The organism is bacterium SCSIO 12643 (assembly GCA_024398135.1).
GTDB lineage: Bacteria > Bacteroidota > Bacteroidia > Flavobacteriales_G > Salibacteraceae > CAJXZP01.
The window spans coordinates 67,652-90,789 of sequence record CP073750.1; the positions used below are offsets into that span (position 1 = coordinate 67,652).

General features: G+C 36.8%; 16 protein-coding genes. 1 reads left to right on the forward strand and 15 read right to left on the reverse strand.

The window, feature by feature from the left end; translation table 11 throughout:
• Positions 1 to 19 precede the first annotated feature (19 nt).
• From KFE94_00355 to KFE94_00415, 13 genes are all read right to left on the reverse strand, one after another.
• The gene (locus KFE94_00355; GenBank protein ID UTW66595.1) at positions 20 to 5,635 is read right to left on the reverse strand and encodes a hypothetical protein; all 5,616 of its coding nucleotides are present in this window, start codon (positions 5,633 to 5,635) and stop codon (positions 20 to 22) included.
• 181 nt (positions 5,636 to 5,816) lie between these two features.
• Complete coding sequence (locus KFE94_00360; protein ID UTW66596.1) at positions 5,817 to 8,228, reverse strand: TonB-dependent receptor; 2,412 nt, start codon at positions 8,226 to 8,228, stop codon at positions 5,817 to 5,819.
• Between the two features lie 71 nt (positions 8,229 to 8,299).
• Positions 8,300 to 8,830 (reverse strand): hypothetical protein, encoded by a 531-nt coding sequence (locus tag KFE94_00365; GenBank protein UTW66597.1) that lies wholly within the window; start codon positions 8,828 to 8,830, stop codon positions 8,300 to 8,302.
• A 135-nt stretch (positions 8,831 to 8,965) separates the two neighbouring features.
• Positions 8,966 to 9,889 carry a WG repeat-containing protein gene (locus tag KFE94_00370; GenBank protein UTW66598.1) on the reverse strand — a complete coding sequence of 308 codons (924 nt, stop codon included), beginning with the start codon at positions 9,887 to 9,889 and terminating at the stop codon, positions 8,966 to 8,968.
• A gap of 53 nt (positions 9,890 to 9,942) precedes the next feature.
• Positions 9,943 to 10,509 (reverse strand): hypothetical protein, encoded by a 567-nt coding sequence (locus KFE94_00375; GenBank protein ID UTW66599.1) that lies wholly within the window; start codon positions 10,507 to 10,509, stop codon positions 9,943 to 9,945.
• Positions 10,509 to 12,737 (reverse strand): hypothetical protein, encoded by a 2,229-nt coding sequence (locus KFE94_00380; GenBank protein ID UTW66600.1) that lies wholly within the window; start codon positions 12,735 to 12,737, stop codon positions 10,509 to 10,511. Before KFE94_00380 ends, KFE94_00375 begins: the two co-directional genes overlap by 1 nt.
• 15 nt (positions 12,738 to 12,752) lie before the next feature.
• A complete protein-coding gene (locus KFE94_00385; protein ID UTW66601.1) occupies positions 12,753 to 13,847 on the reverse strand; it encodes a hypothetical protein in 1,095 nt (364 codons plus the stop codon).
• A 193-nt stretch (positions 13,848 to 14,040) separates the two neighbouring features.
• On the reverse strand, positions 14,041 to 15,114 hold the full coding sequence (locus KFE94_00390; protein UTW66602.1) for a hypothetical protein: 1,074 nt from the start codon (positions 15,112 to 15,114) through the stop codon (positions 14,041 to 14,043).
• 121 nt (positions 15,115 to 15,235) lie between these two features.
• Positions 15,236 to 16,126, reverse strand: a complete 891-nt coding sequence (locus KFE94_00395) for a DUF302 domain-containing protein (protein ID UTW66603.1) — start codon at positions 16,124 to 16,126, stop codon at positions 15,236 to 15,238.
• 75 nt (positions 16,127 to 16,201) lie between these two features.
• Positions 16,202 to 16,567, reverse strand: a complete 366-nt coding sequence (locus KFE94_00400; GenBank protein UTW66604.1) for a TfoX/Sxy family protein — start codon at positions 16,565 to 16,567, stop codon at positions 16,202 to 16,204.
• Positions 16,568 to 16,570: 3 nt separating this feature from the next.
• Complete coding sequence (locus tag KFE94_00405) at positions 16,571 to 17,005, reverse strand: hypothetical protein (GenBank protein ID UTW66605.1); 435 nt, start codon at positions 17,003 to 17,005, stop codon at positions 16,571 to 16,573.
• 40 nt (positions 17,006 to 17,045) lie between these two features.
• Positions 17,046 to 18,770, reverse strand: coding sequence for a sulfatase-like hydrolase/transferase (locus KFE94_00410; GenBank protein ID UTW66606.1), 1,725 nt, complete (start codon positions 18,768 to 18,770; stop codon positions 17,046 to 17,048).
• Positions 18,771 to 19,005: 235 nt separating this feature from the next.
• Positions 19,006 to 20,181 (reverse strand): hypothetical protein, encoded by a 1,176-nt coding sequence (locus KFE94_00415; GenBank protein UTW66607.1) that lies wholly within the window; start codon positions 20,179 to 20,181, stop codon positions 19,006 to 19,008.
• Between the two features lie 233 nt (positions 20,182 to 20,414).
• Between KFE94_00415 and KFE94_00420 the strand changes: the two genes are divergently transcribed.
• Positions 20,415 to 21,488 carry a c-type cytochrome gene (locus KFE94_00420; GenBank protein UTW66608.1) on the forward strand — a complete coding sequence of 358 codons (1,074 nt, stop codon included), beginning with the start codon at positions 20,415 to 20,417 and terminating at the stop codon, positions 21,486 to 21,488.
• Positions 21,489 to 21,490: 2 nt separating this feature from the next.
• Here the strand turns inward: KFE94_00420 and KFE94_00425 are convergent, their stop codons facing one another.
• Both KFE94_00425 and KFE94_00430 read right to left on the reverse strand, forming a co-directional pair.
• Positions 21,491 to 22,108, reverse strand: a complete 618-nt coding sequence (locus KFE94_00425) for a hypothetical protein (GenBank protein ID UTW66609.1) — start codon at positions 22,106 to 22,108, stop codon at positions 21,491 to 21,493.
• Positions 22,109 to 22,375: 267 nt separating this feature from the next.
• Positions 22,376 to 23,098 (reverse strand): DNA/RNA non-specific endonuclease, encoded by a 723-nt coding sequence (locus KFE94_00430; protein UTW66610.1) that lies wholly within the window; start codon positions 23,096 to 23,098, stop codon positions 22,376 to 22,378.
• Positions 23,099 to 23,138 lie beyond the last annotated feature (40 nt).

The following is a 23,138-nucleotide window of genomic DNA, read 5'->3' on the forward strand; positions in this document are numbered from 1 at the left end:
TTGAATCTTCGCACTTATTCTATTGCTCTCCCGGTTTCACCACCTTCACCCATTGTCCAGCCTCATTGGCATTAATTCTATTGTCATACATCGATTCCGCTTTCACTGCTGGGAGATAATACTCTCCCAAATAAGCGGCATTCAACAGAATTCTAAATGTTTTGGTATGATGATTATTGTAACTCGAAAAACGGCTCAGACTAAAGTATGTATACACACGATCATCACGAATATCCTGATATTCCGGAACATCTGCTTCATGAACATTCGGGCCTTCATCCATTCTGGTATTGTGAATCTCCCACCCTGATGGGAAAATCTGTGTCAACGCCAGATCATTTACATATTCATGTGCATTTGGATTAGTTATCTGCACTTCTGCCATAAAATCCGTTCCTTGTTCTAAACGTGACACATCAATTTCTTCGCCTTGCATATTGGTATATTTCACTTGAATCTTCAAGTTATTCTCAGCTGCAGCTTCTTCTCCTCTTGTAGGCGTTCCTGTAATTACTACTCTCGCATACATCAAACCTTTCCCTCTATTTTCCAACTCAATACTTCCTGAATCTGATATAGGTTTGTGTGTCTCTATATCAATCATTTTCAGCGGTAAAATAGAAGTCATTTGATCTTTCTGTTTGTTATTGATATTGAACGCAAATTTCATTTCTTTCGAAATTCCATTTTCTCCGGCAAACTTTACCATCGCCATCAAACAATAAGCGGTAGTCTGCGTACTCATCCACCTTTTATCAGTCAAAGAGTTTGAGATCTTTTTACTTAAAGTCAAAGCTTCTTTCTTTTTACCCATAATACTCATAGACTCTAAAATCATCGCCTGATCCCGATCAACCGAACCATAAGTGTAGCTATTGGTATAATTCCCATTAGTACCCACATAGGTACTCAAGCCAGCCACCATATCTTCTGCAATTTGCTTTTGACCTGCTAAATAATAAGCGGTAGCCAATCTCCAAAGTCCAGTATCGTCCAAATCATGTTTGGCTTTAAGACGATTCATAGCACCCATTTCAGGTGATCCTGCTAATGCTAAAGTATATAGTCGATAAGCTTGCGCCATATCCAAATACCTTCTCCAATGTGTTCCACGATAAGAAGTCAATGAATATGGATTGTAGCCGTTCGCAGCACGTTTTTGATATGAAATCCATTTGTCTTTCATACCGGATGGAATCACATACCCTTTGGCTTCAGATTCCAGAATAAAATGCCCCACATAAGTAGACCCCCAATCGCTTGAGCGGATTGCCCCAGGCCAAAAACCAAAACCACCTTCTGAATTTTGGAATAATCTCAATCGATCTAATGCGGCTTTCACATTTTCACTGGCTCGCTCAAACGCTCTTTGATCTGTTCCGGGATCCATTACATCTTTTAAGTACAACTGTGGGAATGCTCTGGAAGTGGTTTGTTCTACACATCCATGCGGATAGTCTAGCAGATATTTCAATCTGCGTTCAAAATCAACTGGTGGCATATTGGATAATTCCAGAGTAGCTGAGTTGGTCCCTTCTACTCCAAACAACTGATATCCTGTTTGCCATGTTTTCCCTCCATATACGACTGCATCAATGTATTTCGTCATTGGTGGGTTTGGATTTCGTACAGCCAGTTCTATATCATAACTTGCCTTTTCTCCCGCTCCCGAAACCTCAACATGCACCGTTCCTTTCCCAATCTTCTCTAAAACCTCCAGATCAAAGGTGACCACCTGATCATCAGGTTGTGTGAATGTGATCATTTTTTCTTTGACATAGTCCGATTTAAACATTCCATTGGCTTTTACCTTCACTTTTACCTTTTTCACCTTTTTGTCCATCGCAAAAACGGTAACTGGGAGTTTTACTTTCTCTCCCGGACCTAAAACTCTTGGTAATGTGGCCAATACCATCAATGGCTTTTTAACCGGAGTTGTTTTCTCCGCACTTCCGTATCGCTGATCTTCAGCAGCAATCACCATGGTACGCACCGATCCCACATAATTCGGAATAGAAATCACATGCTCATTTTCATCTCCCGATTTCAATTCAAATGGTCCAATAAACTTAACCATCGGTTTGAATCGGTTGACTTTGTCTTTGTCAGAATTATTCATTCCTTCATCTCCACCAATACTTAAAATACGCTCAATCTCTCCTCCGTATGCGCCAATCACCTCATCATACATATCCCAGGTTTTCACACCTAATGCTTCTCTCGCATAGAAATTTGCATGTGGTTTTGGCGTTTTGAATCGTGTTAAATCTAAGAGGCCCTCATCAACCATTGCCACTACATAGGTCATTGGTTTACCTTCTTTCTCTTTAATAGAGATTTTCAGGTCCGTTTCAGGCGCCAATTCATCCGGCATTTCTATGATTGGTTCCAACTTCGTATCCGGGTCTTCTACTTCAATTGGCATCACGCCATACATACGAATTGGAAGGTTATTTTCATGGGCATGAGGCTGCACCAATGTGACGCTGACATAAGCATTAGGTGCCATTTCAGGAGTAATTTTAATGGTATGATGTAATTCTCCACCTGATACTTCCAGCCATTGCGCATCGATCACTTTCGTTCCGTTTTCAATGGTCACTAATGCACGTCCACTTGCACTGGTTGGGACCACAATCTTAGCTTCTTCTCCCACTTTATACGAATCCTTATTCGTTGAGAAACTCAATACAGAAGCGCCTCCGGGATTTTCCCGGTTTCCACGATTCACCCAGGCTGGCCAATCTACATAGAATATGGTTCCTGTACTATGTCCACCATCTCGATCAATCACACGAACCAGATATCTTCCCCAATCCGGATATTCAATTTGAATCGGAATTTTCCCTTTGCCATTTTTGGTATGTATCACTGTTTTTGAAACCAGATTTTTATACGAGTTTCCGGTATAGTTTGCCAGGTATTCATGAGAAACATCCCACCACCAACGCCAGGATAGCTTGTAAATTCTAACTTCCAACCCAGATATGTCTACTGGTTCCCCATACTCATTTACAGTTCTTACATCAGCATAATAGGTAGAGTCCGTATAATATGTAGCATTAGATTTTGGCTTTGGGAGTTTTACACCAACATAACGTTTAAATGGCGAATAAGGCATTGTAAATCGATCAATACTATAATCCCCTCCTTCCTCAAACACTCGGGTCACAAAACTCGCACGTAACATTCCTGGGGCTGCATCCATGACTTTGATATCCGGTTGAATAATGGCTTTTCCCTCATTATCAATTTTACCATCAAAAATGACTTGTTCACTCGGGGTATATCGTTTAGCGATGTCTCTGAATTGATACTCCGAATATTTTTCAAAAGCAGTAATTCCGGGAGATAATGTCACCGCAATTTTTGCCTTTAAATTCTTTGCGGTAGCTCCATGTAACCATTGTACTGCAAGCTCTCCTCTATTGTCGGATTGGTTTACGGTTAAAATCTCATTATCAAATGTGTATTTGATTTTAAGACGATTCGGTTTAACGGTTTCTATTCTGATATACTTGCTAAATGTGGCTCCTCCCACTTTAATCTTAGCCAACCAGGAACCTGTTAAATCTTCAGGATCAGTAATTACTTTAAAATGATAGAAATCATTCAGTCCATCCTTTTTTACGATTCTCTTCTTTAATTGTCCTCTCGGATCAATCAACTCTAATTTCACCGGATGTCCTTTTGGCAATACATCATTTTCATCTTCTAAAATGAAATTCAGGAATAAGGTATCTCCTGGTCTCCAAACCCCTCGTTCACCGAAGATATATCCTTTAATCCCATCCTGAATCACTTGTCCACTCACATCAAAATGGCTCATAGAAAGAGATACTCCATCATCTAATTTTAAATACCCTTTTTCGCTTCCTTTGGATGCCACCAGCAAAAAAGGTTTTTCGGTTAAGTCAATCCATACCAATCCATCCGATGAGGATGTTGTAGTTCCAATCTTTTGATTTTGGTAATTGTAAATATCTAATTCAACTCCGGATAAAGATTGAGCCGTTCGAAGATCATTCACTGCTATCAATAGCTTTTTGTCTTTTCCTGACTTTACAATTAACCCGATATTACTGGCCAGAATATTCTTACTGACTCCTCGATGTGTTCTGTAATATGCTCTGTTACATGGATTGTCTCTTTCATTCCAGTCGTAATCATAATACCCGTAATCATAGTCATATTCGTCATAATATCCCCATTCATCGTAACGTACTTCTTCATCCCAACTGTCTGATAGTTCTTCATCATCCAATTCATCTTGCACTTCTTCACATGGATAGAGAGAGTAACTCTTTTTAAAACTTAAACTCACGCGGTATATCGCCCCTGGTTCAGCCTGAATCAACTCTGATAAATCCAATGAAAAATTATTCCATACACCATAATCAATAGGTTGTTCACTGGTTAAATTGACTTTCTTACGCAATACAGTTTTTCCGACTCTGGACATTTGATATGAACCATTGAGATTATTTGTTTGCAAGAATTGCAAAATGTTGTTCTCAAATATCCTTGTAATTTTCACATCAACCGCACTCAAATTCACCGCTTCAAATGGAAATATTAATCCGTCTGTTGAGGGTAATATGACGCCTTCTCCATTGATTCTCACTAAAGGTTTTACTTCAATAAATTCTATTTCGTATTTATCTACAGGTTGGAGATTATAGTCTACTGCATTCTTAATCTCCGTTTCAACCATCAGATATCTTACACCGGAAAGTCGTTTCTTCGGATATGCTTTGACAATGTTTCCTGAAATCTCAAATTTAAAGTTGTTATAATCCTGTAATCGAATCAGTCCATTTAAGTCCTGCGGGACTTTTAACGGGTCAGAAAAACTCAATTTCACATGTTGTTCTGGTTGTTGCACCACACTCACTTCCATGAGTTTAAAATCATTCAACGATGGGATTTCATATTCCAATTCTCCCGAGATTTCAATTCCAGCCTCATCTCCGTCCCATTCCAAGAATAGTATCTGCGCATCCACTTTACGTTCTACACTATCCACATAAAATTCATGCAGCGTCCCTGCAGCATCATGCATCCAATGGATTTCAAATGCTTCTGCATTTTGGGTAATCTTTAATAATTTCTCCGCTTCTCCATCATCCAAAAAATCAGCTGTTCTGATATTCCCGGAAAACTTATTCCATTCTAGCTTTTGAGTTTCGTAAGTTGTAATTCCATCGATGTTTACCGTAAAACTCTGTGTTTTGGTTACTACAGAAAACTCAAATACCTCAAAGTTCGGTTTTACATCAGCGACCTTTCCCAACTCAAATTCTATATCATATGTGATTCCTGACTCTAAATAACCATCCGGGATAAAAACCACGGTTTGCTGATCTCTCCAATAGGTTTTTCCGTCCACAGATGGTGAAAAATCAAATAACTCCTCCTTGACTTCTCCATTCATTTCGGTGAAATGTTTACTAGGTTCTGCCAATCGAATCACAAACTCGGACTTCTTCGAAATAACTCCTGAAGTAAACCCGGAAACGTATTGACTAAACGCTGGATCTACTTGTTTGACTTCATTCTTTTTATCGGAGCAAGAGTGAACAAATAATACACTAATAATCAGCAGGAAGTGTGTTAAGTTTTTCTTTAAAGTCATGGTCATTGATTTTGTGTAAAGTAAAAATAAAGTTTAAAAACGTAGGATAAATAGTAGCATTCAGTTCCGCTAGTTTTCAACGGGTTTTCCAAGGTATAGTATGGGGTAAATTGTTTTTTAACTTTTATTATCATTCAAAAAAAACAGCGAACCCAAGTCCGCTGTTTCTTCCTTGTTTTTTTTAAAACCTGGCATTGAGTGATAGAATGAAATTTCGGCCAGCCGCTGATACTCCGGAACTATACGGTCGATAACGTTGATCCGTAATATTCTCTATCCCCGTGCTTACCCAAAATGCTTTTGAAAGCTGATATTTCACTTTCAAATTCAGGGTATACCAGGATGGAGAATAATTGTTACCATCTGCATCTTTTGCATAGATTTCATCTTTATTCCGCTCTTCAACTGCTAAATCTGCAAATTTTCTTTCGCCCTGATAATTCATGTAGAACTGAATATTGAGCTTATCTACATGATATGTTAATCTGGAAATTCCGAAAAATGGTGCCGCATGTCTGGAGGGACTTATACTACCATCATCCAATTCTTCCTTACCTTCTTGAAAATTCAAGTCAGTAGAAAAGCTAAAACCTTCCGGTAGTTTTAATTCCAATCCAAACTGAACCCCATAAACATTGGCTACCGCAGCATTTTGGATAGCTTGAACCTGACTTAATTCTCCATCGTACATGATACTATCCTGTCCATTGATTTGGTAATTTCTACGTACCATAGCATTCTCTAGACGCGTAAAATACCCGGTTAGATCGATCTTTAATATCCCCGCAAAAACCTTAGCCATACCAATGTCCAAATTATAGGCATATTCTGCTTCTAAATTGGGATTAGGCACTGTAACTGCTCCGGGTTCGGAATCAAACACTTTACCTATATCATCCACATTTGGCGCTCTAAAGGCAGTCCCAAAATTGGTTTTAAACACCCATGTATCGGTTGGCCGATACACTCCTCCAAAACTTCCGGTTATTGCGCCATTGCTACTGCTTGATTCCTCAAATGGCAATGGATAAAAAGCCTGATTTTGTCTATAATCTGCTTCTAACATATACTGATTATAGCGTACTCCGGTTTGTAACGTTAGTTTCGGATTCACCTTGAATTCATCATTTACATATGCCGCAATCGACATCCATTGGGCTTGCGGATATCTGGAAGCATCCTTTTGCTCAATTCCTGTTGTAATATCCAAACTCACACCTTCAGATTTGACATCATTTAAAACATATTCCGCTCCATAGAAAACAGAATGACGTTTCCCCATTGACTTAATAAAATCCAGATTTACAGAATACGCATTTACCTTCTCCGTATTTGTGCTCTGATCGACTTTATTAAAGTTTCTGGTGATTCTACTCTCTTTAAACTGTTGTTGCGCCAATCGCACAGTCATGATATCAAAAGCCTTCTTATTTCCTTGATATATTACATTCAAATTATTCATCATCCACTTTTGTGGTCCATAATCCCAAACCGCATATCTAGGCAGCCCGTTTCTCACTCGATTATGTCGATCATAACGTCCATAAGACGAGGTCTCCGAATAATGATATCCATAGACAAAATCCCAGTTGGCATTAGGTTTAAAACGAACCTTCTGCATGAAATTCATCTGTGAATATGCCGTGGGTACCTGAAGCAATTGATCTGACTGAGTGACTACATGATCGATGGAATCTTGTCTTTCGACATAATACGGCTTTAAATAATCATCCGGTCCGTGGTTTCCCTGACGTAAATGGTCATAATCCCATGAACTAAAACTAGTCACCAAAGACCACTTATTCCATCCTATATTTACATCAAAGTGACCCGTTTTTTCTTTGTTCGCAGAAGAATATCTGGTATTCACCTTTCCTGAAACAAACGGTTTTCCATTTAAAGATAATTGAGGTTTCAATGTTTGAAATCCCATCACACCTCCAATGGCGTCACTCCCATAAATTACAGATTCTGGTCCGAATAGCACTTCGGTATTGGCCACAGCAAACGGATCAATGTTAATCACGTTCTGGATATTTCCGCCACGAAAAATGGCTGTATTCATCCGTACACCATCAACGGTATACAAAAGTCTATTGGTCGCAAAACCTCTAATCATAGGGCTTCCTCCTCCTTGCTGACTTTTTTGAACGAATACTTTTCCTGAAATTCCAAGTAAATCTGCTGCGGTTTGCGGATTTTGCAATGCGACTTCTTTACTGGAGATCGAAATAATCTTCTCAGGAATATTTGAGGTAGATTGTCGCCACCTCGTTGCAGAAACCACAGATTCATTTAAACTCAGGTTGGTTTCTTCTAAAACAATTTCAAAGTTTCGAGACTTTAGATCCTCAAAACTCCAGGTTTCTGTTTTATATCCAAGTGACCTGATTTCAATTTCTGTAGCTCCTTTAAATGCTGATATATCAGCTTGCCCGGAAGCATTTGTTGTGGCAAATGCTTTGGGCGATTCGCTGGCCAATGTGACCAGCTCTAATGGTTCCCCGGTTTCTTTATCTTTAATGGTAATGGTTTGAGACCATCCCACGACACAGAAACTCAACAAGAAACCAATCATTATAATTTTTTTCATTATTGATTTTAATTAAGCTTTCATTGTTATTTTATTTCATCAACTCTGATGAAAATAATATGACTTGTGGTTTAGCTTAATTGTGGTGGAGGACTATGTTGCTGTGGATTACACTGTTTTATCGAAAAACAGTAAGGTGTATTTGAATCTTGAAAAATGATATCCTCAGGACTAATTTCTAGTACCTGTTTGTCGTAATAAAGTGTTTTAATGATCTGTTGAATCTGCCACTTTTGATTCTGATTTTGTGGACTTCCATTTAACGCTATCGAAACCAATTGTGCCAACTGTTTATTTAATCTGGTTTCTTTATGATCCCACCAACACCAGTAGATTATAGAATCTCCATTGACTTCGGTTTCCACAATATCATACATATCTCCATTATACTCAAATTCTCTGGAATGTTTCCATTTAAGTTGAGTTTCTGTTTCTTCCTTGCTGAACTTCAATAGGGCTAACTCTTCACGATCCAGATCATGTATCATTTTCCACTTTATTTCACGTTTCACCTGTTTTTTCTGATAATTCAACCACAAATAAGTCACACCAATAGGCCCGACCAATACCAGAAACAATATGATTGACTTAATTCGTAACAAAGCAATGTACGTGTAGAATACGCAAACTTAATATTACTTACGTGAACTTGCTTTTATAGTGAGGGTTAAAGTGATTTTTATTTCTAAATCGTTAATCTTTTGAAATAGCATCCCGTACCGTCAAATCATGATTTTTTATTTGTATTCGACTCTTTTCCCGGATTTATCAATATCAAACCATTCCGATCCTAGTTGGACTCTTGCGTATTTGTTTTTTCTCAGGAACCCCATTGTTGAATCATAAATTGCAGGAATAACCAATTCACCCGCTCTATTTATAAAACCATATTTCCCATTTAATATCACCGGAGCTCTATCTAAACTATAACTTCCAATTTGCTCATATATGGGTTCACAGATAACCTCCCCATCCAGGGTCATTAATCCAAACTTAGATTCTTTCGAAAACATCAAATAATCATCTATCAAATAGAGTTCGCCTTTAATTGGTGGTATGATATCATTAAATTTTAAGTCTGTAAACCGAGATATTCCATTATTCTGCCATAAAATATAATGGTCTTCCGCTTCAATGATATTGTTATGAATCAATGGTAAAACTACTTGTCCTAATGTATCAATAAATCCTACTCCAGTTTCTGACCATACTTTATAAAATCTATTGAATGCTTTTATTTGAACAACACCATTATATGGGTACGTTACGAATGGACCAATAAATCTATATTGATGCGGCACAATCATTTTTTCTGATTTTTTGACCGATTTCAAGTCCCAATCACCAGGCTTATAGGTCTCCATATTATACTGTTTTATGACTTTCCCAGATCGATTTCTTATCAAAATAGGGTTGCCTTTAGGTTTTGGATACACCATGCTCCACGTCAATGCTCTGGGATGTTCTGATTCCAGAATCCTAATTTTTTGGTTCCATAAACCAATGACATCAACTTCAATAATTTGCGTTCCATTATAGAAAGGACGATAAAATACCGTTGGTTTCCTTTTATTCAATTCTTTCTCTGTTTTACTCCAATGTTGCCCCTGACAAGGAACAAAAATCAAAAGAATTAAAACCAATAGAAAATATCTTTTCATACCACAATTTTAAAACAAATCGTGACAACAAAAATTGATCCGTTTTAGGATACTCATATGAATCTAGGTTCTATTGGCAAGTTTTCTTTCTTAAGCTCCTTTTTTCTACAATATTTATGATTCATGAGCATTGATCTTAATGTTTGAATCTCATGAATCAGCTCTATCTTATACATATACATTCGATAAGCACAGTTTCCTTTTTCAAACAAAAGCAGTTCTTTTTGAAGTTGATATTCTGCATTAAGTAATTTCAGTTGTCTTTTGCCCGGAATACTGATGACACTATCATTCCCGTCTTCTTCCTGCGTGACATGATTCTTAATACTATCGCAATGCGACTTTATAAACTGGAACTCACCAACCATTAAATCAATTTTTCGCATTTGGTCTTGAATTTCTCTGAGTTTGATAATTTGTTTCTTTGAAATAAAAATTGCGTTACCCTCTTTAATATGTTGATCAATAGAATCAATCATTTTGATATCAAACTTGGATGATAAAAAATCATTACTGATATCTTGATTGATTTGACATAAATCGTCTTTCAATTTTGATTTCTGCCCCATGCCCAGATTGGCTACAAAAAAGATCAATATGATTAAACTCCCTACTTTCATTATTTCTTTGCCTTCTGTTTTTCATCCGGAAAATCTCCATGATTTTCAAATCTGATATTCAATGTATCTAAATCTCCACGCATGGATTCAATGTTCTGATGGGTTCTATCTAACTGCTCCAGATTCAACTCCTTTATTGGAGCCAGAGCCGCATCTATACGATCCAATGTTTCATTTATGGATTCCAGACTTCTAACCAATTTTTTGTGATCATTCTTAACTACAATTGTTGTTGGAGCCGGCTCTTTTTTCTTCTCTTCTCCCCATGAACTTATGGCAAAATCCGTATGACTATACCAATTATCCAAATTCATCATCCAATGCGGTTTTTCAGGATTTATATTTCCGGCTTCAATAGGTCTGGCGATATAAGCCAATGTAACTAAAACACTCAAAAACCAAACAATCACAAAACCAAATGAAGTATCCGAATTCATGTCGGTATCCTTTTTATCATGATACCAAAACCACAAGAACAAAATGGCAATAATCAATGCATATAGGAGCATATAAACTCCGACTCTCTGAGCGTCTTTCAGATAAACATGGAATATGATTTGTGCCTTTTCATAACGCTCTCTGTACTCCAGATTTTTATGTCTGGAATACAATTCGAATACTTTTAAACTCTTCCCAATATCCACCTCATCACCAAGATCAATATTCTCGAATTCATAGATTTCCGATAATTGTGTTTTTACTTTATCGGTCTTTTCTTTTCTAAGTATTTTATAATTCCATGAGGATAAATTTGAGTTATCTGACTGTTTGTACAAACTATCCATTCTTAAAATAAACTCAGACAACACCAGTACACTGTCTATTTTTTCCAATCTCTGTTTATAAAAATTCAATGTCTTGGTGTAATAGTTTATGGGGTGGTAATAATTCTCAAATTTGGAAAACTGCTCCTCAGGAATCTTACCTTTTAACGCATTAATCGATATTAGGGTATTGTCAATAATTTCACTGTGGATGTACTGGTAATTTGCATTATAGAACTTGTTCAAGCTTTTTTGATCCTCTAATTTTAAATTCGAATTATAGTTTCTAAAGAAAAAAGTCCGAACATTATAATCTGCCTTTAATTTTATCCAGGATTGAATATCAATTGTGCCTTCCTGAGACAATAAAGAATCCGTGTAGTTTCCTTTCGACAAACCTTTTGAAACGTACGCCCATTTATGATTGTCCTTTATCAACTCGTTAATGTTGTGCACATCCGTGCCATCTATCGCCTCAGTTTTTCGATCCGATGTCCTCAAATATTTATACGCTACTAATGGATTAATTTTATTCTTAGAAATCATGGTTGAAGCTTCTTTACGCTCCAGGAAATAGTTTTTGTTACTATGTAGCATCAAAGCTCCATGAAAAGCCAGTAAAATTACCAATACAGTACCTACCAAAATAAGATTAATCCATAAGGGATGATTTCTTTTATCGACTTGAAACAATCTTACTCCCAGAGCTAATACGCCAACGAGAACGATTAGAATCCCACCAAAGGCTACCCAATAATTGTAATTAACAGCTGGAAACCCTCCTAACAAAAATGGGATCACTAAAAGTCCAACAGCTAAATCTTTATAATCATTTTCAACCCTATCCTCTCGTATTCGGTAAAAAGCAAACAAGCTTACAAAAGCATAAATAACTCCTACTCCAACCGCTTCATAAATGAAATCGGTTTTATAGTTCGCCCAGGGTTCTATAAAACTGACTACTCCAATGCCCAAAACGACATCTAATGAGAAAATAACGGTATTGACTTTAAGTAACTTTGCTCCGGACTCCGGATAAAACAACCAGGAAACCAATAACAATTCGGTAATTGCTATGAGTAAATAAAACCAAATGGTAAACTCAAAAAAATTGAACCATGAATAAGAGGAATGAACAAAAAACGGATCTGCTATAAAACCTAAAATTGGAAGTAACTTTAACCCCAAACATAGAATAAAAGCACTGCTTTTATAGCTAGATTCAGAGCGACTTCCTTCATACTGCTCTATCCCCCAAATCCACCAATAGGAAGTGATTAAAAATATGATGGATAAAAAGAATACTATTGAGAAAATCCTCAAAGCACTGTAACTTCCTAATTCAGCTACGTCCCCTAGAATTTCTAATAAATTTGGAAATAATTGGGTAAAACCTCCCCATCCCAGAAGTAACCCAATAAAACCATTGAACAGTAATCCTTTTATTTCATTTAATTTTTCCACCTTATATCATATAGTCTATGGCCAGGTCAGGTCGAACGTATCTAAAGCCATAGTTGGTGTCGTTTGTGGTCCATAATCCACTGGAGTAGGAACCACACGACCATGAGATATGGCTCTTACTGTTCCATCTGACATCACCTGTACTTCTGTAAACCCAAAGTGATTGCCACTATCCAATGTCGTTCCCCCATTTCCGGCAATGATTTGCCAACTTGGAGATGTGGTTGGTTGTCCGGCCCAAAACAAATGCTCATGTGCCGAAAGCATCGCTTCACAATGATGGGTATTCATACTTTGCCAAATATCATGTACCTGATTGGTATCAAATCCCAATCCCGGATCTGAAGTATCACCTGTAGCAATCCCATTTGCATCATATGCAGGTTTATGTCCTAACAGGAATATATGTCCATTTGGATTAGAAGCTCTCCACGTTGAAATATCATTAGTAATCCAATTTACCGGAACTTTTCCCGGTTCATCATAGGTATCTGTATTCATTAATACAAAGTGATCTCCCTTATGATTGATCGAATAGGTTAACTGACTCTCATTATAGATCAAACTATCCGGGCCTCCTATTCCCGGACCATTATTGCCTACAATAAAATCAGACATTAATCGCAACCAAATTTCGTTAGCATATTGATTTGGTACTTCATTGTAATATGGTGGCTCAGAATATAAAAATTCATGATTTCCCGGAATAGCTACCATTTTGATCGTACTACTTGAAATGGCATGTTGATTATACAATTGTTTCCAGGCGGTTAATTGATCCACCAATTTATTGGTATCAATATTTTCAGCCAGAACCAAATCTCCAACAAAAAAGAAATAATCTGGTGTATGTGTGAGGTTTATCGCATCATCAAACGTAGCATTTAACTGAACAATATTGGTATGCGCTGCGTTGTAAAATGCAGATGAATCCCATGCCGGTTTGTTGTCGTGCCAGGAAATCCGGTTACACCCCATCACAATAAAAGAATAATCAATTGTTGGAGCGGCTGGCTGTTTTTCTTTAGATTCGGTGGTATTTTCCGTGGTATTACATCCGTATAAGATAGTTCCTAAAATCAGTAGATATATTGACGTAGCTTGTTTCATAAAATATAGTATAGTATTTAAGATATTCTGCAGGTAGGTTAGCTCGAACTAGTAGGACAGAAAATTACAAAGTCAAAACCTGATTTGGTATCCGTATAAATACGTATTTTATGATTAGGAGAATTTTACCTGTTGACATAAAAAAGCCATCCCAACAATTGGAATGGCTCGATCTATTTTTTAGAATTCTATTTTATCTTTTCTTACCTCCTCGGCCTCCACCTCCAGCAGGTCTTGCAGCAGGTTTAGCCGCAGGTTTTTGACTTGGTTGGCTTGCTGGTTTTGCTGGTTTTTGTTGAGCAGGCTGACTTTGCTGCTTTTGTGCAGGTTGTTTTGCGGGTTGCTGAGAAGGCTGCTTTGCAGGTTGTTTAGACTGTTTATTTTGTTGATTATTCGCAGGCTTTTGTTGCGGTACATTGACTTTACCATCTTTTACATTGCTTTTCTTACCTTGCTTCTCTGCCTCCGTTTTCCAATCTTTTTGTACAGGTTTTCCTGTTGAAGGTGCGCCACTCGCTTTTTTATTGGCACCACTCTGCTTTAAATCCTGACGGTTTTTTGCCCCATCATTTCTTTTAGCGAAAGATTTATCCGGATGTTTTGCGCCATAATCGTTTCGTCTGTTTTTGTTTTGAATATTAACAGCAGTTGTACTTCTTCTAACGGTTGTATGTCGGTAGGTATGATTCACATTTATATGAACATGTACGTTAGTTCTATAACGGTGAGGAGGATATGGATGCCAAGGACGATAATAAGGCGGATAATACCCCCAATAATATGGAGATCTCCATGGATTATAATATGGTCCCCAAAACCAAACATAGATTACCGGAGGGCTCACATATACAGGTTCTATGATGTAATTGCTTCCATACATGTATACATCACCAACTACCTGAACTTGTGTTTCTCCTTTGTCATCTTTTTCTACATCAATAGTTGCAACATCCTGAAAAGTATCTTTTCCCAATACGGCTTGAATCGTGATCAGGTGTGTTTCTTTCTCTGAGTTTTCTACTACTCTTAAGTAATCCACTTCCCCATCTTCGTTTAAATCTAAATTTGAGATTTGTGTTTCCGGATCATTGAGTCTTTTTTCAAAGTCTTCCAAATCCTTGGATTCCCCAAATACGGAAGCTACCGCTTCTAAATCCAGATTATCGCTTATATCACTACTCGTTGCTTCCACCGTGGTCACATCCTGAGCGTGGAGAATTCCTCCAAATAAAAATGCCCCCAGAATTAATATTATATTGAATTTCATTTTCATATCATCCTCTTTTGTATGAAAACCAAAAATAGTTTCTTTAAATCATGCGTCCAATATTATGGGCATATGATAAGATTGATTTTCATCATACTATTTGGATATACGATAATTCAGGTTAGGAAGTCCTTTTGATCGCCATTTCAAATGTTTTCCGCAATCTTTTATTGATCACTTTTTGCGGAGGCGTACTGCGACCATAATATAACTGTGCAAAATCTTCTATATCATTATATGCTACGATGATTTCCTGATTTTCATTTTCGTAAACTAAAAGTTTCTGACAAAATGCATCTAAACCTAATTTCGGACTATCATGCATCGCTTTGCCTCCAGGTCCTGGACCACCAAACAATAAAAGGGTTAATGGCTTAAGTTCAATTCCATACGGTACGGCATCTTTTTGATAATCGATCTCGCCAAACCAACGTGTATCTCCCTGAATTCCTATTATTTCTTTTAACCTCAAGATGGTTGAATCAAATCCGAAATCTGATTTCAAGAATGTAATTCCGTAGTTTTGGTCTACTTCTTTAAGGGAGGTCCTTGATTTTAAATCATCCGGAAATTCTGAGAGTAAACCATTTAAACGCTCATCGTATTCCTCTAGATCAGATTTCGAAACATTATGTCGTCTCGCAATAAAATCAGCTGACGTATAAGCTATGCTTACTTTTTGCGTATCCGGCTCTGAATAACACAATACCTTTAATGGCAAATCCAATGCTATCAAAGGGTTTTCCTGAATCAAACTACTATTCAATTGCGGATCATTAAAAAATGTCACAATCGATGGCGGTGTATAAACGTCTACCTGAGCAGCCAGTCTGGAATGATCAATGGCCATCCAAAAATTTGTAGCTCCTTCCTGCTGCTTCAATTCATTTTGTATCGCATCAACTTTACTATAAATATCTTCTTTGATTTCAGGTGACTGGCATCCTATCAGGGTTAAAATACTTAATACAATAACGCCCCATGAAAGGTTAAAATTCCTAATTAACTGCATAGTATCATTTTAATTCCTTGAAAATTAAAACAATTTCTAACAAATTGATATCCGTGTAAATACGTATTTTCCCGATTACTTTTTAGACTTCTTTTTGCTCGATTTTGCAAACGGATTGAATGCCAAACAAAGGTCTACCCAATAATGTAAATCTTCATCCAAATCAAATCCTTCAGGCTTTACGAATACATATCCCTTCATGGGTCTACCGGTAAAATCCATAGCCAAACATTCTGGCTTTTTTAGTTCTTTTTGATCTGCATCTCCAATCCTGGCCATAAGTAGATCATCACCACTTTTCTTGTCTTTTAAAACACCACACAACATTTTATCATCTACCATAAAACATAGTCCTCCCATCATTCTCAATTCTCTGAATGCTGTACCAGTTTCTTTTAAATACATCCTGATTCGATCTGCTAAAAATTCATCGTAAGCCATATGTTAATCTTTATAAAGTGAAATGACACCTCCATCGGCCATCCATTTGTGATAGTATTTATGATATCGGTCTTCATATAAATCAGATCCGTCCAGCGAATCTACTGAAACCCAATGAAAAGTTTCTACATCTACGATATCTTTTAATTCTCCTATTCCCATTAGAGTATCCGAACCATATAATATGCAAGTATCGCAGTAAAGAGTATGCAACCATCGTACCCGTATTCTTCTTTTATTCTCTTCAGGATCCGGGCTATCTGCAGCACTTCGGTCTTCGGTCCGCAAATACACATTGTCCAAAGAGTCGATATATAACCCATCTCGAACTTCATAATAGGTTCGATCTTTACCTTGATATACATTTCTCTGATGCTCAGAATCTGAACTGCATCGACAAAAAACAATTAAGATCAGATGTAGAATTATAATTCGCATAAAAAAAGCAAGTCATTTACAACTTGCTTTCAAATATACCTTAAATCATGTTTTCCTGAACCGGATCAGGTTGTGTAGCCCAGATATCTTCTCCGGATATTTTAGGCCAAATCACTCCATCAGGCATGGTTCCCAATTCATTCATTATCCGTGTTAATTCCTCATGTAAAAACTGACGTTGAGGTTCCCCGCTCCCTTCTTCCCAGGCCAAATTATTCATCTCCGCTTTATCATTGACCAAATCATACATTTCATACTGGGCTTTCTGTCCATAATGTGGATCAAAATACACAGCATATTTCCACCTTTTGCTCACAATACACCTGATATGAGAAGGTCCCATATCCGCTGGATTTTTAGTGGTTAAATAGGTGTCATCGTATGTAAAATGTACATATTGCTGTACCTCATCTCTCGGATTTAACAAAACAGGTGTTAAATCCTTGCCTTGAAATTTCCAATGATGTTTCTCTACTCCGGCCACTGTGGCTAATGTAGGCATTAAATCAATCAAACCAGACAAAGAATCCGTTTCCAATGGTTCCGGATAAAGTTTTGGATTAGAAAAGATCATCGGAACATTCAATGTTTCACGATATACGTTATACATTTTCTGACGCTGCATTCCGTGCGCCATCCCCATATCGCCATGATCACTAATTCTTACGATTAAAGAATCATCCGTCAAATTATTTTCATCCAGTGCCTGGAGAACTTTATTAATTTCTTTATCAACAAGTGATGTGAGATACGCATAAAACTGAATATATTTTCTGGCTTTTTCTTCAGTTTGAATTGGCCCATTTCCCTGACACATTTTTTTCCAAACCGTTTGTACGTATGGCTTTGTATCCAGACTCTCATGTAAAGAAACCGGAAGTTTGACCTTTATATGCTCAAAGTCAGCATCTTTATATCCAGCTGCTTTATAAAGTGGGGTACCATCTTTCATAAAATTTTTGACAAACCTTCCGGAATCATCAATAAAATCCTTCGGATCTATATCATGTTCTTCAGAAGCTGCAGTTCCCGGATACGACAAAACATCATGCGGGTTGACCAGAGACACTACTAAAAAGAAAGGTTTATCGCCATGTTTGTCTTTATAGGTCTTCAAAAACTCAAGCACACTGGCTTTTTCACGTAAAGCATCAGGAATAGAATCTTCATACCACGCACTATCTCCATCTCCATCAACAAAGCGACCATCGTTGTTAACATTGCCACCTCCGAAATTGAACATTTGCATATCATCTCCTGCATCCGGGTAATTCCAACCATTAAATCTCCACTTATTCGCAATATGTTCTGTATCCACAGGAGTCCAATACAGGTTATCTATTTTATTTTTAGGATTACGTACATTCTCCGTATTGTTTAGATATAAAGCCGGTTTAGTTAAATGCCATTTCCCCTTATACTCCACATGATATCCTGCAGCCTCCATCATTTTCCCCATGTTCTGATAATTTGAGGATAGGATATTTTGCATGGTTTGTTCTGTGGATTGAGGATCATCAAAACCCAACACTTCTTTTACTTTGTGATGTGCCGGATATGTTCCGGAAAACAAAGTCGCCCGGCTTGGGGAACATGTACAGGAATTACAATGCGCACGATTAAAAGTTAAACCGTTGGCCATTAATCGTTTCATGGCCGGTAGTTCTTTATCCGCCCATTCCGGGTCCCAGTTTTGTATCCATGTTTGCTGATCGGTAATGATCATTATGATATTGGGTTGTTTCTTTAGCTTTTCAAATCCCATTGGTAATTAATAGTTGTTAGTGAATAATTTGGATTTTTAGTATGTCCGCGAAAACTACAACTCCCAATCTATTTTCGGTATCAGGGTAAATACGTATTTTACAAACCCTCTAATTAGAGGGTTTGTAATTTAAAAAGCATCCTAATTTCCTATTTCACAACAGGTAATCATTATCTATTCGATGAGATCAAGTCATCAGATAAAAATAGTGGTTTTGCTTCCGTATAGAATGGAACTATGATTTTGCATATTCCCGAATCCAAATCGTTAATTTTTCATCAAAATTATCTGCATTTAACCCCAATAATTCTTCGGTTACATTCATGTATTTATTCACACGATCTTTTCTGCCGCTGGAAACTAATTTCAATACACCTTCTACGCCATGTTGCGTTTCAATTTTATCTACAATTATTCCTGAAATTGTTGATCTTACTGAGATTTCAGTTGAAATATGATCGAATATCTTAGTATTATCATTGAATAACTCCCATAAGCTTACTTCCGGGTTTTGTTTCATATACAACTGAAGCTCTTTAGCCAATTGATCTAACTCAATCATATTTCTATCTGCATCAGTATAATAGGCGTTTCCCCAATAATATGCGACTCCTTCTTCTGCAATCCAGTTACGGTCTTTACGTTCATGGATTTTTGCTGAATAATAATGAAACATATCATGTGAAAAGTCTTCATTGTTTTGAATCGCAAATATGGTTTTGGCATCCACGCCATATCCATCTTGCCACTTTCCGTTTAGATTGACGTAATAATCAAATCCCTGGAGTTTAATAATCTCTTGTCGATTATCACACATATAAAAATCCAGCTCTTCGGGTTTCTGCCCCAATTTGTGGGCAATCTCTGTGTTTTTTTGATCAAATGCTTTGGCTCTATCCAGTTGGATTTCATCTCTAAAATGATACGTAATATTCCCCACTTTTTGCGTCTTCCAATATCGTGTCTGGTAATCCAAAGGAATAGAAAAACGGACATTTCCTTCTCGCTCTTCCGCCAGTAAAGTCAATTCAAATAGCGGAATAATCTGTTCATCTTTTTTCCTAAAATATCCGATGGTCAACCAATACATATGATCTGCAACGGGATATATATTCATTAACTGTTTATCCTGAATTTCCTTTTTGGTCGAATCTTTCTTCAATTCATATCTCTGTAAGGTTTCAAAGGTGGATAAGGTTAATCCCTTTTGCTCTGTTCTTAAATAAATCTCATCCAGTTTTCCTGAAACTAATTGCTTATATAGTCCTTCAATCGCTTGATTTATATTCTGTTTGGTTTGATCAGACATTTCATATCTGATATATTTAGGTTTCAAGACATTATCTTGTGAGATTAATGTCATTTGAGATAGCAATATCCCAATAATTAATAAGGCTTTTTTATTCTTCATATACTTTAATTGGATTCTAGGTTTTTTAAATGTGTTTTAAGTGATTTAAAACTGTTTTTACTCGGTTTTGTTAATGATCATTTTCGTAAAGTTGATGCAAATCCTTTCCCCTGAGTTGCCCACTTTTTGAGTTTAACAAAACCATAAGAAACCCTCCCGGGCATTTTTTGATTTGGGTCAAAATTCAAATGAGATCGCCCTCTTAGATTTGCGATTCATCCAATACATTAAAGATGCGATATATAATTTTTATCTCTATGACTTTACTTTTCTCTTCATGCCAAAAGAAAAGTACTCCTCCTACACCGTCAGAAACAGCTTATATACTTCAACATGATGGGCTTCCAAAACCGGATTTACCAAAAGACAATCCTTTAACCCAATCGGGAATAAAATTAGGCAGAATGTTGTTTTATGAAACAGAACTCAGCAAAGACAATTCTATCTCGTGTGCATCGTGTCATGATCAAAAAAATGCTTTTTCGGATACCAATCAGTTTTCTATTGGGGTCAAAGGGTTACCAGGAAAACGTCAGGCTATGGCTGTTTTTAACATGGCATGGAACAATAATGAATTCTTTTGGGATGGACGTGCTGAATTACTACGCCACCAATCTTTAATGCCTATTGAAGATCCTTTGGAAATGGATGAAACACTAGAACAAGTGGTTATCAAACTTCAAAAAAGATCAGATTATCAATGGTGGTTCAAAAAGGCATTTCCTGACACGCCAGAAATAAATAGCCTCAATATTTCACTCGCATTAGAACAATTCATGTATTCTATTGTTTCCAACCAAAGTAAATACGATCAATACTTAAGAAATGAAGTCCGGTTCACTGCTTCTGAAGAAAGAGGTCGATACTTATATTTTACGGCTTATAATCCTTCCAATCCATCAAAATCCGGAGCCAATTGTGCCATGTGCCACGGTGGAGCCAACTTTGAAAATGATTCTTATATGAATAATGGATTGGACGATGAAAGTGATATCAAAGACCCCGGACGAAAGGCCGTAACAAACTTCTCATTGGATCATGGAAAATTTAAAGTCCCTTCATTGAGAAATATTGAATTAACACCACCTTATATGCACGATGGTCGATTTAATACACTGGAAGAGGTTATCGCGCATTATAATAACGGTATCAAAATCTCCAGTACTACAAGTCTTACATTAACCAGTATTCAACAAAACGGAGGTTTACATTTATCTGTGCAAGATCAAAAAGATTTAGTGGCATTCTTAAAAACATTAACGGACAGTAAATTACTTGCAAATCCCGAATACGCTTCCCCTTTTTAAGTCTAATTCATTATGATTTGATGTAACTGCGGGTTTAAAAACACCATTTTCATTGGGTTCTCACCAAGAATATAGGTTCTTTCATCGGAACCTATTTTTTCCAATTCACTGTTGATAGATTCAGAGAATTTTGTAAAAACGAGATCTGAATATGAATTTGATTCCGGGCTGATTTCTACATTATAGCTGGTTTCTCCAATATTAAATTGATGTTGTACCTGATCATTATTTGAAAGGGTTTGAACTACTCCCATTTCAAGACCCAATACATTCAATGTCTTATTTAGTTTAACATGATCTAATTCCAATTGATGATCTTGCATTTCCAGGCTAAAACTTCTATAGTCAAATTCAATTTCATCCATACAGTTCCAGACCTTTTTAAAATCTCTACAGTTCTGACATGCGCGTATTAATCCTTTACGTGAACTATTCATTTTTCCACGTGGAGTCAGGTTTAGATAACCTGCATTTTCAAGTTTTTTGATGCAGCGTTTAGCCCTGAATCGTCTGATTCTGTTTCGCACATAATCAACCATGGTATTTTGATAACCCATAGCAAATATGACAATCAGACTTGTGGACAAAAGCGCCAGTAATATTGCTTCAAAAATTTTCATTCAGATAATAGGTATATACGGTTACGATTCAATTAAGTTGCGTTGGGTTTACTGCGAATTTACAACGTTATTCTCTATTAAGAATAATTAACTATTCGCTAATTTCATCAACAGATTCAACTTCCATTTTTTCGTTTCCGTAGTCTCATGATATCCAGAATTATGCCAAAAAATTATTTTATTTCATTTCTGAAAAAATCATGTTTTTTAATCGTAGCTTTTTTACATTTATTAACAGTTATATCAAACTAATAAACCATGTGCTTCTTAATAATCCCACATGGATCTCACTTTATTTTTTTCTTCTCTCACCTTCTTCCCTACTAACCTTTCCCATAGAATTAAACCGGATAATTTCTCAATTAGTGTAGTCGGAACTAAAAAATGTTTTAATGATTTATCCGAAGCTTCATTGGCCATTAAAAAAGACCACATTTTGAGTTTCCCTCTTTTATCTTCCGTTAAGATCGATTTGAAATAAGCATTAGGGATCGGGATACTCACTTCATTATCATCATTTTCACCAATACTCTTCACTGGTTTATCAAAATAGAAAATGGGGCCACAAATCACATAGGTTTCCCAAATGTCATCATCCGCGTCCAATTTTCTCACTGCTGCTTCCAATTCTCTCCAAATCCCTCTATTAAATCGTTGATGTTGTGGAGACATATTGGATAATAAGAAAGTCTCACTATTCTGTAGTCTTAATTCATTCTGATTGGCGCTGGCTACTAAATGCCCTCTATCATATCCTGAACCTCTATAGTCGACCAAATCTGCTCTAAAAGCTTCGGGAATTCTATAATCAGGTCTAAAATTATCTATTCGATCAATATCTTTTTTCCCTGAATCTACTATTTCTAAAGCCCATTTTGCCTGCCTGAAATAGTACGAATATCCTAAGGCGTAATGTCTATTAAACAATATTTGATCGGCAGCTGGCATGCCATATCTTGTTTCTCTTTTTAAGCTAGGTAAATCATTCATTTTAAGACCGTATTTAATCTAATTCAACATCCATTATTTG